Origin of the sequence: Pantoea sp. RIT413 (genome assembly GCF_003057675.2) — a bacterium.
In the GTDB taxonomy this organism is placed as follows: Bacteria; Pseudomonadota; Gammaproteobacteria; order Enterobacterales; family Enterobacteriaceae; genus Pantoea; species Pantoea eucrina.
On the sequence record NZ_QBJB02000004.1, the window covers coordinates 112,272 to 127,433 of the forward strand.

Below are 15,162 nucleotides of genomic sequence, written 5' to 3' on the forward strand. Positions count from 1 at the left end.
GCGTTATGGCATCCACGCTGGAACTGCTGGAAGAACACCGCATCTTCGGCGGCTGGCAACAACGCTGGCGACATCAGTCATCGGTGCTGAACTGCCCGATGACGTTCAGCATTTTTTTACCGCCGCCCAAAGCTGATACGCCGCCGCCTGCGGTCTGGTTTCTCGCCGGACTGACCTGCAGCGACGAAAATTTCACCACCAAAGCGGGCGCGCAGCGCGTGGCCGCAGAGCTGGGTCTGGTGCTGATTATGCCGGACACCAGCCCGCGCGGGGACGCGGTGGCTAACGATGAGAGTTACGATCTCGGCCAGGGCGCCGGCTTCTATCTCAACGCAACGCAGCAGCCGTGGGCGGCGCACTATCGTATGTTTGACTACCTCAGCGAGGAGCTGCCGGCGCTGCTGGCGGATAACTTCAAGCTGAGCGATCGGCAGTCGATTATGGGCCACTCAATGGGAGGACACGGTGCGCTGGTACTGGCACTGCGCCTCGGCGGACGCTTTGCTTCCGCTTCAGCCTTTGCACCGATTGTGAATCCCTGCGACGTCCCCTGGGGGCAAAAGGCGTTTACTGCCTATCTCGGCGACGACCGCCAGGCGTGGCGGGAATGGGACAGTTGCCTGCTGATGCAGGAGGCGGAGCAGCGTCTGCCGCTGCTGATCGATCAGGGCGACGGCGATCAGTTTCTCGCGGACCAGCTGCGTCCGGAGCGCCTTGAGGCGATTGCGCGCGAACAGGGATTCCCGCTGGAGCTGCGCATTCAGCCGGGTTACGACCACAGCTACTTCTTTATCGCCACTTTTGTGGAAGATCACCTGCGCTTTCACGCGAAACATCTGCTGGTATAACAGCATCGCCCTGCAGGGCGATGCTGCACAGGGCGCGCAGCCTGCGCGCCCTGCCTTACATCAGCGACTCTGCCACCAGCCCGTCAATCATTACCTGTGGCATGCCCTGCGAGCAGTGCTCAATCCGGCCGCGCACGCCATACACCTGCGCCAGCGTCTGCGGCGTAATCACCTCTGCGGGTATGCCATCCGCCAGACGCCGGCCCTGCTTCAGCATTAGCGCGTGGTCAGCATGCCGCAGCGCAATATTGATATCGTGCACCACCACCACCGTGACCATATTGCGCAGCCGGGTTTCGCGTCGTACCAGATCCATCACGTGAAACTGATAGTTGAGATCCAGCGCGCTCAGCGGTTCATCCAGCAGCAGCAGCTCCGGCCGGCGGATCAGCGACTGCGCCAGACCTACCAGCTGTTTCTGCCCGCCTGAGAGCTGATCGAGGTAGCGCATCGCCAGATGAGCGATACCCAGCTGCTCAAGCAGCGCCATAATTTCTGCTTCGCTGTCCGCACTATGGAGGCCGCCCGAGGCGCGCTGCGCCACGATAATCGATTCCAGTACGTGCAGATGAACCCCGGCCGGCAGCGTCTGCGGCAGGTAGACCACCCGCTTTGCTCGCTGCGTGAAGGGCTGCGCCATTAAATCAACGCCGTTCAGCCAGAGTGCGCCCTCGCCTTTACCCAGGCCCGCCAGCGCGCGCAGCAGCGTGGATTTACCGCAGCCGTTCGGGCCAAGCAGCACGGTGATTTTGCCGCGCGGCAGCGTGGCAACGTCCAGATTGTCGATCACCTGACGCTTAGGGTAACCGGCGCTGAACTGCTCAATACGTAAGCCTGAATCCATTACACGCTCCCCCGGTGACGCAGAATAATACTCAGAAAGAAGGGAACGCCGACCAGCGAGGTCACGATCCCCACCGGAATAATCACGCCCGGGATCAGGTTTTTCGACGCAACCGAGGCCAGCGACAGCACCAATGCGCCCACCAGCGCGCTGGCGGGCAGATAGTAACGATGATCTTCGCCAAACATCATGCGGGCGATATGCGGGGCGACGAGGCCGATAAAGCCAATCGGGCCGACAAAGGCTACTGCCAGCGCCGAGAGAATGCTGATGCGTAACAGCGTTGCCAGTCGCAGACGGCGCACGTCGATACCAAAACTAATGGCGCGATCTTCCCCCAGCCGCAGTGCGGTCAGCTTCCAGCTGCTGAGCATGGAAAACGGTACCAGCAGCGCAAACGCAGCGCTCAGCACGCCCAGCTTTTCCCACGATGCGCGCGCCAGGCTACCCATGGTCCAGAACACCAGTCCCTGCAGCGTATCTTCGCTGGCGATAAACTGCATCATGGAAACCAGGGCGTTGAAGGTAAATACCAGCGCAATACCAAACAGCACCACGCCGGAGGTCGAGACTTTGCTCCAGCGCGTAATGCCATCCAGCATCAGCGCGGCAAACAGCGCAAACACAAAGGCGTTAGCGGAGATAAACCACTGATCGGAGAGGCCGGGAAAACCGACGCCGAGGATAATTGCCAGCGCGGCACCAAAGGCTGCAGCGGAAGAGACGCCCAGCGTAAAGGGACTCGCCAGCGGGTTGTTCAGAATGGTTTGCATCTCGGCACCCGCCAGTCCCAGCGCCAGCCCGACAACCACGGCCATCAGCGCATAGGGCAGACGGATATCCCAGACGATGACGCGGGTACCGGCATCCATCGCGGCCGGATGCAGCAAGGTCTGCCCGAGCGTTTCCAGCGTAAGCCCGGCCGGGCCAAGGGTGAAATCGAGAATAACCGAGGCGAGAATAGCAACAACCAGTACGCCAGTCAGCAGCAGTCGCTGACGCAGCACCTGACGATAACGTGTCAGGGTGTCAGCTTCAGGGGGGTGTTCCGCTATCAGCACGGAATCTGTCGTACGCATGAGTCTACCTGTATAGCCGTAATCATAACGGCTGACACAATAGAGCAGGTGATAATAATTATCAATTATATCTCTGTAACAAAGCTCAAACCGGCAGGGATGCATCAATATGCCAGGGACGCATAAATGCGTCCCCTACGTACCGTGCAATTGTAGGGGCGGCATTGATGCCGCCCTGGTCCGGGTGTATCGTTTGAAACCCGGGACGCATTCATGCGTCCCCTGCGTACCGTGCAATCACAGGGGCGGCATTTATGCCGCCCTGGGTTGGGTGAATCACCTGAAACCAGGGACGCATTAATGCGTCCCCTACGTCTGGTTTGGGTGCAACCGTTGGGGCGGCATTAATGCCGCCCTGGGTTGGGTGAATCGCCTGAAACCAGGGGCGCAAAAATGCGCCCCCTACGTCTGGATTGGAATGCCGCCACGCCAGGTTTTACTGTTTGAAAACCGGGAACTCCATCTCGCTATATTTCACTACGCGGCTGCCGCGTGTCAGCCGGTAGCCCATCCAGATAATCAGAAATAGCGGGATACCGATATAAGTTGCCGCCACACCGTACCAGTCGATGGTGTCGGCGAGGAACGCCTGATAGTTCTGCCCCAGCGTAATAATCAGGCAAAGCACAAAGGCGAAGACAGGACCCAGTGGGAAAAAGCCGGAGCGGTAAGGTAAATCGGCCAGATCGCGCCCCTGCGCTTCATAGCCGCGACGGAAACGATAGTGGCTGATGGCAATGCCCAGCCAGGCGATAAAACCGGTCATACCTGAGGTATTAAGCAGCCACAGGTAAACTTCCTGATTACCAAACTTTGACGTCAGGAAGCAGAGACCAGCTACTACGGTCGTCGCAATCAGCGCATTGCGCGGCACGCCGCCTCTGGAGAGTTTTGCAAAGATGCGCGGCGCTTTGCCCTCACGGGCGAGATTAAACAGCATGCGCGTTGAGGCGTACATACCGGAGTTACCCGCTGAAAGCACCGACGTCAGGATGACTGCGTTCATGATCGCCGCCGCTGAGAGCAGACCGGCATTCTGGAACACCAGCGTAAACGGGCTGACGCTGATATCGGTCACGTCATTATGCAGCAGCTGCGGATCGGTATAGGGCAGGATCAGGCTGATGATCAGAATCGCAAACACATAAAACAGCAGAATACGCCAGAAAACCTGCCGCACCGCGCGCGGAATATTTTTGGCCGGATCTTCAGATTCACCGGCGGCGATGCCGATAAGCTCGGTGCCCTGAAAAGAGAAGCCGACAATCATCGCCACGCCGATCATTGCAGAAAACCCGCCGGCAAAAGGCGCATCGCCCACGGTCCAGTTGTGCCAGCCTGCATGTTCCGCACCGCGCATAATACCGGTGATCATCAGAATCCCCACCACGATAAAAATAACGACGGTGGCGACTTTAATCAGCGAGAACCAGTACTCTGTTTCGCCAAAACCTTTAACCGAGATGAAGTTAATCAGGAACATCAGGCAGAGAAAAGTGGCGCTCCAGATCCAGCCTGGCGTATCGGGGAACCAGTAGTTCATCACCAGCTGCGAGGCGACCAGATCAACAGCAATGGTCACCGCCCAGTTGTACCAGTAGTTCCAGCCCAGCGCGAAGCCAAAGCCCTCTTCAACATATTTTGCGCCATAGGTGGCAAAGGAGCCGGAAACCGGCATAAAGGCAGCCAGTTCGCCGAGGCTGGTCATCAGAAAGTAGACCATCAGCCCAATCAGGGCATAGGAGAGCAGCGCGCCGCCGGGTCCGGCCTGTGAAATGGTGGCGCCGGAAGCGACAAACAGGCCGGTACCAATGGAGCCGCCGATGGCGATCATAGTGAGGTGGCGCGCTTTTAATTCACGGCGCAGCCCAGGTTGTTGTGTTGTTTTTGAGTCATTATGCATGTGTAAACGCTATGCCGGATAAAAATAAGGCGCGATTGTAGCAGCTAACCCTGCGCTGTATAGCATTCACCTCGGGTTATTAGTTACCTTCATGATCGGCGGGCGATTATTAGCAGCACCCGCCGCCGCCGGCTATTCACAGCAGTAGGCAAGAAAGCGGTTGAGCGCGTTTGAGAGATGTTTTTGCCGGTGGTGAATGCGGTAGAGCGTGCGCGTCAGGCGCGGCAGCGGAACCGCCACTTCTGCCAGCGTGCCCGCTTCCAGCAGGTCGGCAATGACCCGGCGCGACAGGCAGCTGATGCCCATGCCGTGCCGTACCGCATGTTTAATCGCTTCGGAGTTACCCAGTTCCATACCCAGCTGAAACTGCGGCAGATGCGACAGCAGCTGGTAATCAACAATTTCACGCGTGCCGGAGCCGCGTTCACGCAGGATCCACGGTGCCGCCGCCAGGCTTGCCAGCGTCACCGGCTGCTGCAGCAGCGCCGAGTCGGGTGCTGCAAACACCACCAGCTCATCTTCCAGCCACGGCGTGCTGATGATATCCGGCTCGTGACACGGTCCCTCGATCAGGCCGATATCCACGCGAAAATCTGCAACGGCCTGAATCGCATCCTGACTGTTGCCGACGCTCAGCTCCAGCGGAAGTGCGGGAAAATCGCGCCGGTAGGCGGCAATCATGCCCGGCAGCAAATAGTTACCGATGGTACTGCTGGCAAACAGCCGGATCGCCCCGCTATCTTCGCGGAAGAGCTGCTCAATTTCACCCGCCTGCTCCAGTAGTCCGACGGCGCGCGGATAGAGCAGCCGCCCATGCTCATTCAGCACCAGCCGCTTGCCTACGCGATCGAACAGCTGTACTCCCAGCTGGTTTTCGAGATCCGCCAGCGCCGCGCTCACCGCCGACTGCGACAGTGACAGCACCTGCGAGGCCTGGGTGGTGGAACCGCTCTTCAGCACCTCAGTAAACACTTCAATCTGGCGTAGCGTAATATGCATGCTTGCTCCTCAGGCCATATAGCGCTGTATCAGCCAGACGATAATGCCGATCCAGATCAGCAGGATCAGGCCAAATCCGGCGCGACTGACAATTTTTACTCCGCGCGCGCGCTGTACTTCCGCGCGTTCAGCGCTGCTGATACGAATATCGCGCGGCAGCAGGCGCAGCAGAATAATCACGCCAAGCGGTACAATGATGGCATCATCCAGCAGACCAATAATCGGGATGAAGTCCGGAATAAGATCAATCGGGCTGAGCGCATAGGCCACCAGCCCAAACGCCATCAGTTTGAACCACCATGCCGTACGCGGGTCGCGACAGGCAAACCACAGCGTCAGGACATCCCGCTTTATCAGCTTTGCCCAGCGGCGCAGACGCACAAACATAGCCTTTCTCCTTATCACTTATTCCGGTCGATTATAAAGATATTATCAATTTCACTTTTATATCAGAGAGGCGCAGGCTATTGCCATACTCAGGAGGTGGTTAATGGCTGAATTTAGCATAATAAAACCGGTGCTCCCGCCCTGCCGGGTGGTGGCGGGTCTGGCACTAACGGCGGCGCTGGCAGGCTGCGCCGCCTGGCTTACCTTGCTGCCGTGGCTGTCTCACGCCGGTCTGGGCGCGCTGACGCTGGCGATCGTTGGCGGCATTATTGCCGGCAATACTTTTTACCCGCGTATCGCCAGCCACTGCGACAGCGGTGTGCTGCTGGCAAAACAGCGCCTGTTGCGCCTCGGCATTATTCTTTTTGGTTTTCGCATCACCGTTCAGCAGATAGCCGGCGTCGGCCTGCGCGGCGTGATTATCGATACGCTGATTATCGGCACAACGTTCCTGCTTACCTGCCTGGCTGGCATCCGGCTGCTAAAGATGGATCGCGAGACGGTGTGGCTGATTGGTGCCGGCAGCAGCATCTGCGGTGCGGCGGCGGTGCTGGCGACGGAACCCGTGGTCAAAGCTGACGCCTCGAAAGTGGCGGTGGCGGTGGCAACCGTGGTGCTGTTTGGTACCGCCGGCATCCTGCTTTATCCCGCGCTGTTTGCACTGCTGCCCGCTGTCAGTGCCGCGCAGTTTGGCATCTTTACCGGCTCCACGCTGCATGAGGTGGCGCAGGTAGTAGCCGCCGGGCACGCCATAGGCGCTGAAGCAGAGAATATGGCGGTGATCACCAAGATGCTGCGCGTCATGATGCTGGCCCCTTTCCTGCTGCTGCTGGGCAGCTGGCTCCGGCAGCGCGGCCCGCGCACGGCAACGTCTGCACGCAGCTTTCCGTGGTTTGCACTGCTGTTTATCGCGGTCGCGCTGGTTAATTCACTGCAGCTGCTGCCAGCCGGAGTGGTTAGCGCGCTGAACCAGCTGGCCAACCTGCTGCTGGCGATGGCGATGGCAGCGCTGGGTCTGACCACGCGCTTCTCCGCGCTGAAACAGGCGGGCGCAAAACCGCTGCTGCTGGGGCTGATGATGTTCTGCTGGCTCATCGTCGGCGGCGGCGCGCTGAATTTGCTGGTGCAACATTTCATGGCATAGCCGCTTCCGCTATCATGTGCGCCTTGCTTTAGTTAACGCCCATACAGGAGAGCGGCATGAAATATATCGGTGCACACGTCAGCGCATCCGGCGGCGTGGATCAGGCAGTGATCCGCGCCCATGAGCTGGAGGCCACCGCCTTTGCGCTCTTTACAAAAAATCAGCGTCAGTGGAAAGCCGCACCGCTCTCTGCGCAGACCATTGACGCGTTCAAAAGCGCCTGCGCGCGGTATAACTACTCTTCCGCGCAAATCCTGCCGCACGATAGCTTTCTGATCAACCTGGGTCACCCGGAGGCCGAAGCGCTGGAGAAATCACGCGCCGCGTTTCTGGATGAGATGCAGCGCGCTGACCAGCTTGGCCTGACGCTGCTGAACTTCCACCCCGGCAGCCATCTGCAGCAGCTTGATGAAGAGACGTGCCTGAAGCGCATCGCCGAATCGATCAACATCACGCTGGATAAAACGCAAAATGTCGTCGCGGTGATTGAAAATACCGCCGGCCAGGGCAGTAACCTCGGCTATCGCTTTGAGCATCTTGCGACCATTATTGCGCACGTCGAGGATAAATCGCGCGTGGGGGTTTGTCTTGATACCTGTCACACCTTCGCCGGCGGATACGATCTGCGCACCGAAGCTGACTGTGTCGCTACCTTTGCCGAATTTGAGCGCGTGGTGGGCTTTAACTATCTGCGCGGTATGCATCTGAACGATGCCAAAAGTGCCCTTGGCAGCCGCGTCGATCGCCATCACAGTCTGGGTGAAGGCAACATCGGCAAAACCGTGTTCAGCTGGCTGATGAAAGATGCGCGCTTCGATAACATTCCGCTGATCCTGGAAACCATCAATCCCGATATCTGGAAAGATGAGATCGCCTGGCTTAAAGCTGAGCAGCACGCCGGATAGCGGACAATAAAAAAGGGAGCCTTAGCTCCCTTTTTTATGTCCGTCGGGTTACGCAGCTTTCGCCAGCTCCTCTTCCGGACGCTTCAGCACGGCGTAACCGAGACCGGCAATCGCGGTACCGATGATAATCGCCAGCAGATAGCCCAGCACCGGCGTAATCGCACCCGGGATCAGCAGCACAAACAGACCGCCGTGAGGTGCCATCAGCTTCGCGCCAATCGCCATTGAGATGGCGCCGGTCACGGCTCCGCCAATGATGCAGCACGGCAGCACGCGCATCGGATCGCGCGCCGCAAACGGAATGGCCCCTTCAGAGATAAAGCAGAGACCCAGCACCAGCGCCGCTTTGCCGCCCTCCTGCTGCCCTTTATTGAACTTGCGGCGTGCAACCAGCGTCGCCAAACCCATCGCCAGCGGTGGCACCATGCCCGCAGCCATAATCGCGGCCATCGGCGCATAGGTTTGCGAACTCAGCAGCCCGACGCCAAACGCGTAGGCCACTTTGTTGACCGGACCGCCCATATCGGTACACATCATACCGCCAAGAATGGCGCCCAGCAGCACGGCGTTTGCGGTGCCCATGTTGGCCAGCCAGCTGGTCAGGCCGCTCATGATACCGGCAACCGGTTTACCCACCACGTAGATCATCAGCAGGCCGGTGATCAGGCTCGCAACCAGCGGAATAATGAGAATGGGCTTCAGGGCTTCCATACTCTGTGGCAGCTTCACTTTGCTGCTCAGGAACTTCGCCGCATAACCGGCGATAAAGCCAGCGATAATACCCCCCAGGAAACCGGCATTGATGCTGGTGGCAATCATGCCGCCAATCAGGCCAGGCGTCAGGCCAGGACGATCGGCGATGGAGAATGCAATAAAGCCTGCCAGTACCGGCACCATCAGCGCAAATGCGCTGCCGCCGCCGATCTGCATCAGCGCTGCTGCCAGCGTGCCCGGCTCTTTAAACGCGGTGATCCCGAACGCAAACGACAGCGCAATGCTCAGGCCGCCTGCAACCACCATCGGCAGCATGTAGGAGACACCGGTCAGCAGGTGACGGTAGGCGCCCGCTTTCTCTTTGCTGTCGCCCTGTGCGCTGGCGCTCTGGCTGCCGGAAGGCTGATAAACTTTCGCCTCCGCCTGCGCTTTATCCAGCTCCTGCGCCGTTTTCTTCAGCGCCAGGCCGGTGGAGGTGCGGTACATCGGCTTACCGGCAAATTTCGCCAGGTCCACATCGATATCCGCTGCCACGATCACCAGATCGGCGGCGGCCACCTCTTCCGGAGTGATCGGGTTGCCCGCGCCAACGGAACCACGGGTTTCGACTTTTACCCACCAGCCGCGTTTTTTCGCTTCCGCGTCAATCGCTTCTGCCGCCATAAAGGTGTGTGCGACGCCAGTCGGACAGGCGGTAACGGCGACAATGCGCTTTTGCGCGCTGGCCGTAACCGGTGCTGCGGCAGCCCCGGCTGCCGGTGCGGTTGCGGGCTGCCAGCGCTGCGCGTTTGCCTGCGCCTGTGCTATCGCCGCCTGAGGATCGCGCAGCGCCTGCTGCACATCAACGCGCGCTACGGATTTGCCCGTCAGCTGCGTATCTTCCGGAATATTGTCGCCGGCAACCAGGATCAGTTCGGCTTCAGCGGCAGTGCTGACCAGCTCCAGTCCGGCCTGTGCTGCTGCAGCACGCAGACGTTCGATAGCCAGATGTGCGGAGGCCAGTCCCAGTGAAGAATCTTTTATCAGCAGCGTTTTCATTATCATCGCTCTCCTGCTGTTAGTTAACGGGTTGTAAGTCGACGCGCGCCATCATCGCGGCCAACCGGGTACGATCGGCTACGCCGACGTTGCTCTGGCTGACAGCCATTGCCGCCACGGCGGTAGCCAGTCGCAGCGTATGTTCGCTGGATTCACGCATCAGCAGGCCATAAATCAGGCCGCCGACCATGGAGTCACCGGCACCGACCGTGCTGACAACCTCACAGACCGGCGGTTTTGCCAGCCATTCGCCAGATGCGTTGACCCAGAGTGCACCTTCTGCGCCGAGCGAGATCACCACGTGAGCAATGCCCTGCTCGCGCAGTTCATGCGCCGCGTTAATCACATCCTGCAATTCAGGCAGCTTGCGGTTAGCCCAGATCTCCAGCTCGCGCCGGTTTGGTTTAACCAGCCACGGGGCGGCTTTCAGACCCGCAACCAGCGCATCACGGCTACTGTCAAAAATGATGCACGGACAGAGCGTACGCAGATCGCTCATCCAGCGGGTAAACGCCTCTGGCGTCACGCCGCCCGGCAGGCTGCCGCTGACGCAGACCATATCGAACTGGCCGAGCCAGGTGAGTGAATCTGCGGTAAAGCGCTCCCAGTCCTGCGCGGTTACTTCAAAGCCGGAGAAGTTGAGGTCGGTTACCTCGCCATCTTTCTCTGTAAGCTTTACGTTGATGCGGGTACGCCCCTGCACGACCTGAAAGCGATTGGCTATTCCCAGCTCGCTGAACAGCTGCTGGAAGCCATCCTGATTTTCCCGGCCAAGAAAGCCGCCGACGGTGACGTCGATGCCGAGATCTTTGAGTACTTTGGCAACGTTGATCCCTTTGCCTGCTGCATGCAGGCCGGTGGTTTTGACCAGATTGACTTCACCGCGCTCTATCTCCGGCGTAAAGCCAACCAGGTCATACGCCGGGTTCAGCGTAATGGTGGCGACGCGACGGCTCATGCTGCCCCCTCGCCCAGACCGGAATTAATGGCCTCTTCGATAGCCTGCATCGCCTGCGGCGCATCATCACCGCTGGCGGTAAAGCGCAGGCGATGGCCTTTCTTCACGCCCAGCGCCACCACTTTCATCAGGCTGCGGCCGTTAGCGGGCTTACCGCTGCCGTCAAGGTTGGTAACCGTGACATCACTGTTAAACTGCTTGATAACGCTGACCAGCGCAGTGCCCGGACGCGCATGCAGGCCATGCTCATTGCGAATGGTAAATTCTGCGGTCAGCACTTCAGCGGCTTCATCCACTTCGCTGGTGAGCAGTGCCAGTACGCCGGCTGCATCCGCTTTCAGCAGACGTTCAGCTTTATTGTTCTGCAGCAGGTTACTCAGGTAGCCCAGCACCTCCAGCGGACGCTCATCCACTGCGGCAACCGTCAGCAGCAGCGCCACGCGCTCGCCCTGCCGGTCAAACGGCACCGCCGGGCGGCTTACCGCGACAGCGCTGCCCAGGTTACCCTGCGCGCTGTCGTTCAGCCAGATCCCCTGCCCCAGACTCAGCGGCGTGCGGGAGATAACGTCGGTGATAAATGCGGCGTCAACCGCGCCTGCCGCCTGCAGACGACCGGCATTCAGCGCCTGCAGCGTGATCAGATCGCTCGCCGCGACATCCACCGCAATCAGCGAGGTATCAAAGGTAAATTCAGCTCCCTGCTTCTCACCCATCAGCAGCGCACGCAGATCCTCAGCAGAGGCCGTTTTTAGCTGCTCTGCCACGCTGTCATCGCTTAACACATGCGTCAGCTGACGCAGCAGCGCCAGATGCTCATCTGATTTAGCGGCGATGCCGATAGCCACATAGGCAATCTGCCCTTCGCCCCACTCTACGCCCTGGGGAAACTGAAAAACCTGTACGCCGGTTTTCAGCACCAGGTCACGGGTGTCGGTGGTGCCGTGTGGAATAGCGATGCCGTTGCCGAGAAAGGTGCTGGTCTGCTGTTCGCGAGCCAGCATGCCGCTGACATAGCCTTCAGCAACGTTGCCTGCTGCGGTCAGCGCGGCGGCAACCTGACGAATAGCGTCTTCTTTTGTCTGTGCCGTGGCGCCGGTATGGATGGCCTGAACTTCGAGCTGGAACATATCTCTCCTCGCTTGCTGAATTGAATCGTTTCAGCTTAATGGCGAAAAAACACGCTGCATCACAGCCACTTAGCCGCAACTACAACGCTGAAACGTTTCAGGGAATATGGTACAGGCGGCTCTTCGAGGCAAGAAAATGCGTAAACCAAAGAACAGATCTTTGACGCTACGCACACTTCATCGGGAAATTAAGATTTTTCGCACGCCTCAGCTGATGAGTTTGCTGAAAGTAAAGGCGGCGGGTGGGGCAGATTTTCAGCAGGCTTACAGCTTTTCAGGGTGCCGTCTCTGCCTCAAGCTGCAGCAGATAGATCATTGCGTCATCCCGGCTGCTGCCACACATTTCCGGTCCAGGCTGCAGGCCAGCACAGACGGCCGGACGCAGCGGCGAACCAAACAGCTGGCAGCGCTGCTGCGCATCCAGCTGAACGCAGGGCGTATTGGCGGGCTTGCCATGAGGCATACCCGGAATAGGTGAAGAAATTGAGGGCGCGGTGCAGCAGGCACCGCACTGGTCGCGGCATAACATGAAGCGCTCCGGCAGAGATTTCGCGGCGACAATAGCAGCCCCGCCTGCTGAAAGCTATGTGCAGATAACAATTTTACAGGGCCTTACTTGCCTGTTTCCGGTCGCGCGCGTAACGTGACGCGCACCTCTCTTTTCTGAGTAAATAACATCATGCCTAAGGCAAACGAAATCAAAAAAGGAATGGCCGTGACCTGGAACGGCAAGCTGTTGCTGGTGAAGGATATTGATGTGCAGAGTCCCAGCGCACGCGGTGCAGCCACGCTCTATAAAATGCGGTTTACCGATGTGCGTACCGGCCTCAAGGTCGAAGAGCGGTTTAAAGGCGACGATATTATCGATGCCATTCAGCTGAGCCGTCGCCCGGTGACCTTCTCTTATATCGACGGCGACGAATATGTCTTTATGGATGATGAAGATTACACGCCCTACAACTTTAAGCAGGAGCAGATTGCCGAAGAGCTGCTGTTTATCCCGGAGGGTGGTATTCCCGGTATGCAGGTGCTGACGATGGAGGGCCAGGTACTGGCGCTGGAGCTGCCGCAGACGGTGGATATGGTGATTGCTGATACCACGCCCGGCATCAAAGGCGCCTCTGCCAGCGCGCGCACCAAACCCGCGGTGATGAGTACCGGCCTCTCGGTGCAGGTGCCTGAATACCTCAGCAACGGCGACCGTATTCGCATTCACGTAGCTGAACGACGCTATATGAGCCGCGCTGACTGATCGCTGCGTTGTCCGCGCCCGGCAGGTTGTTATACTATAACAACATCCGGCGCGGCCCGCGTTACCGGCCGCGCGCTCAGTTCACTGCCTGCCAGACAGCAGCAGGCCACAGGGAGAAACTATGACGCGCGTCAACCTCATTACCGGCTTTCTCGGCAGCGGTAAAACCACCACGCTGCTGCATCTGCTTGCGCATAAACCGGCCGATGAAAAATGGGCTATTCTGGTCAATGAGTTTGGCGAAGTCGGTATAGACGGCGCCCTGCTGGCCAACCGCGGCGCTGAACTAAAAGAGATCCCCGGCGGCTGCATGTGCTGCGTTAACGGTCTGCCGCTGCAGGTCGGGCTTAATATGCTGCTGAAACAGGCGAAACCCGATCGTCTGATTATCGAACCCACCGGCCTTGGCCATCCCAAACAGTTACTTAATATGCTGCGCGCCGCCGTCTATCAGCCGTGGATAACGGTGGATGCGACGCTGACGCTGCTCGATCCGCGTCAGCTTGCTGATGCGCGCGTGGCCGCAAACGAAAATTTTCGCGATCAGCTCACTGCCGCTGACATTATCGTCGCCAGTAAAAGCGATCGCTGGCAGCCGGAAGATCGCCAGCGTCTGGCGGACTGGCAGCGGGACAATCTGGGCGATCGCCTGCTGACAGAGACAGCCTGGGGGAAAATAGATCCGGCGCTGCTGACACACCCTGCACAACACGATCGCCCGGTTCCGGACGCACTCCACCACGCTCACAGCACCCGCCCGCAGGGACTGGCGGCGCTGAAACTGGAGGGTCAGGCGCGCTGGCGGCGTGCGTTAAATGAAGGTCAGGGCTATGCTTCGTGTGGCTGGATTTTCGATGAAGAGACGCAGTTTGATACCATTCCACTGCTGGAATGGGCGCGACGTGCGCCGGTCGATCGGGTAAAAGGCGTGCTGCGTACGCCAGATGGCCTGGTGAACGTTAACCGACAGGGGGACGATCTGTTTATTGAAACCCGTCCGGTCGCGCCTCCCGACAGCCGTATTGAACTGATCCATCATCAGCCAGCCGACTGGAATGCTCTGCAGACCTCGCTGTTGAAGATTCGTTTAAATTAATTGCGATAGGTTTGCCCGTTATTTCACTTTTTGGGTGTTACTTTTTATGCGCGCAACACGTCTTGTCACCATCCTGCTGCTTAATGCGCTGGGTGTGATGCTATTTCTCTCGTGGTATCTGCCAGCCAATCACGGTTTCTGGTTCACTATCGATAAAGGGATCTTTTTCAGCTTCAACGATCTGATGGTCGATCACCACGCATTTGCCGTCCTGGTGGCGATTACCAACTATCGCGGTTTTGATGCGGTTTCACTGCTGGCGATGGGGCTGCTCTACCTCGCCTTCTGGCGACGCGAAACGCCTGAAGGCCGTCGTCGTATGCTGGCTATCGGGATAACTATGCTGCTGACGGCAGTTTTACTTAACCAGCTGGGACATCTGCTGCCGGTGAAACACGCCAGCCCGACGCTGTTTTTTGATAACGTCCATCGCGTCAGTGAACTCACCGGTATTCCGGCAAAGGATGCCTCGCGCGACAGTTTTCCTGGCGACCACGGCATGATGCTGATTATTTTTGCCTGCTTTATGTGGCGCTATTTCGGCTTCCGGGCATTTTTAACCGGCGTGCTGATTGTGGTGCTGTTTGCCCTGCCGCGCATAATGGCCGGCGCCCACTGGTTTACCGATATTGCCGTGGGTTCGCTGTCGGTAATATTAGTTGGACTGAGCTGGTGGTTATTAACGCCGGCCAGCGACAAACTGGTGGCGTGGCTATATCGCACGCTGCCTGGCAAATATAAGCCACGCGGGTAATTGTTTAGCGCAGGTAACCGGAGAGCAAAAAGTGACCCGCCTGCGCTTATTGAATGTTTAAAAAACTATTAGCAACCTAACAGTTTGCCATCAAAAGAAAACATGATGGCAAAC

At 58.5% G+C, this 15,162-nt stretch carries 15 protein-coding genes; 6 read left to right on the forward strand and 9 right to left on the reverse strand.

What is annotated here, in order from left to right; genetic code table 11:
- Positions 1-5: 5 nt before the first annotated feature.
- Positions 6-848 (forward strand): S-formylglutathione hydrolase, encoded by an 843-nt coding sequence (gene fghA, locus DBY66_RS07730; protein ID WP_104085208.1) that lies wholly within the window; start codon positions 6-8, stop codon positions 846-848.
- Positions 849-903: 55 nt separating this feature from the next.
- Here fghA and DBY66_RS07735 read toward each other — a convergent pair whose 3' ends face one another.
- The 5 genes from DBY66_RS07735 to DBY66_RS07755 all read right to left on the reverse strand — a co-directional run bounded on the left by DBY66_RS07735 (position 904) and on the right by DBY66_RS07755 (position 6,060).
- Complete coding sequence (locus DBY66_RS07735) at positions 904-1,692, reverse strand: ABC transporter ATP-binding protein (protein WP_094111860.1); 789 nt, start codon at positions 1,690-1,692, stop codon at positions 904-906.
- Positions 1,692-2,771 carry an iron ABC transporter permease gene (locus tag DBY66_RS07740; protein WP_039385458.1) on the reverse strand — a complete coding sequence of 360 codons (1,080 nt, stop codon included), beginning with the start codon at positions 2,769-2,771 and terminating at the stop codon, positions 1,692-1,694. The genes DBY66_RS07735 and DBY66_RS07740 overlap by 1 nt, the downstream gene beginning before the upstream one ends.
- Before the next feature lie 436 nt (positions 2,772-3,207).
- Positions 3,208-4,674: an amino acid permease gene (locus DBY66_RS07745; protein WP_071668031.1), complete on the reverse strand. Its 1,467-nt coding sequence runs from the start codon at positions 4,672-4,674 to the stop codon at positions 3,208-3,210.
- 132 nt (positions 4,675-4,806) lie between these two features.
- On the reverse strand, positions 4,807-5,673 hold the full coding sequence (gene yieE, locus DBY66_RS07750) for a DNA-binding transcriptional regulator YeiE (protein WP_108569524.1): 867 nt from the start codon (positions 5,671-5,673) through the stop codon (positions 4,807-4,809).
- A gap of 9 nt (positions 5,674-5,682) precedes the next feature.
- Positions 5,683-6,060 carry a YkvA family protein gene (locus tag DBY66_RS07755; protein WP_039385465.1) on the reverse strand — a complete coding sequence of 126 codons (378 nt, stop codon included), beginning with the start codon at positions 6,058-6,060 and terminating at the stop codon, positions 5,683-5,685.
- Between the two features lie 103 nt (positions 6,061-6,163).
- Here DBY66_RS07755 and DBY66_RS07760 point away from each other — a divergent pair, with 103 nt between their 5' ends.
- Entirely contained in the window at positions 6,164-7,204 is a 1,041-nt protein-coding gene (locus DBY66_RS07760) for a YeiH family putative sulfate export transporter (RefSeq protein WP_108569523.1), read from the forward strand.
- A gap of 56 nt (positions 7,205-7,260) precedes the next feature.
- Positions 7,261-8,109, forward strand: coding sequence for a deoxyribonuclease IV (nfo, locus tag DBY66_RS07765; RefSeq protein ID WP_071668034.1), 849 nt, complete (start codon positions 7,261-7,263; stop codon positions 8,107-8,109).
- Positions 8,110-8,157: 48 nt separating this feature from the next.
- Here nfo and fruA read toward each other — a convergent pair whose 3' ends face one another.
- The 4 genes from fruA to DBY66_RS07785 form a co-directional block, all read right to left on the reverse strand.
- Entirely contained in the window at positions 8,158-9,861 is a 1,704-nt protein-coding gene (gene fruA, locus DBY66_RS07770) for a PTS fructose transporter subunit IIBC (protein ID WP_108569522.1), read from the reverse strand.
- Positions 9,862-9,880: 19 nt separating this feature from the next.
- Positions 9,881-10,819, reverse strand: a complete 939-nt coding sequence (gene fruK / locus DBY66_RS07775) for a 1-phosphofructokinase (protein WP_039385473.1) — start codon at positions 10,817-10,819, stop codon at positions 9,881-9,883.
- Positions 10,816-11,946 (reverse strand): fused PTS fructose transporter subunit IIA/HPr protein, encoded by a 1,131-nt coding sequence (gene fruB, locus DBY66_RS07780; protein WP_094111138.1) that lies wholly within the window; start codon positions 11,944-11,946, stop codon positions 10,816-10,818. The genes fruK and fruB overlap by 4 nt, the downstream gene beginning before the upstream one ends.
- 274 nt (positions 11,947-12,220) lie before the next feature.
- The gene (locus DBY66_RS07785; protein WP_071668037.1) at positions 12,221-12,475 is read right to left on the reverse strand and encodes a YkgJ family cysteine cluster protein; all 255 of its coding nucleotides are present in this window, start codon (positions 12,473-12,475) and stop codon (positions 12,221-12,223) included.
- A gap of 150 nt (positions 12,476-12,625) precedes the next feature.
- Here DBY66_RS07785 and yeiP point away from each other — a divergent pair, with 150 nt between their 5' ends.
- The 3 genes from yeiP (at position 12,626) to DBY66_RS07800 (ending at position 15,048) form a co-directional block, all read left to right on the forward strand.
- On the forward strand, positions 12,626-13,198 hold the full coding sequence (gene yeiP, locus DBY66_RS07790; protein WP_065648868.1) for an elongation factor P-like protein YeiP: 573 nt from the start codon (positions 12,626-12,628) through the stop codon (positions 13,196-13,198).
- Positions 13,199-13,319: 121 nt separating this feature from the next.
- The gene (locus DBY66_RS07795; RefSeq protein ID WP_108569521.1) at positions 13,320-14,294 is read left to right on the forward strand and encodes a GTP-binding protein; all 975 of its coding nucleotides are present in this window, start codon (positions 13,320-13,322) and stop codon (positions 14,292-14,294) included.
- A gap of 46 nt (positions 14,295-14,340) precedes the next feature.
- Positions 14,341-15,048, forward strand: a complete 708-nt coding sequence (locus DBY66_RS07800; RefSeq protein ID WP_071668039.1) for a phosphatase PAP2 family protein — start codon at positions 14,341-14,343, stop codon at positions 15,046-15,048.
- The last annotated feature ends 114 nt before the right edge of the window (positions 15,049-15,162 follow it).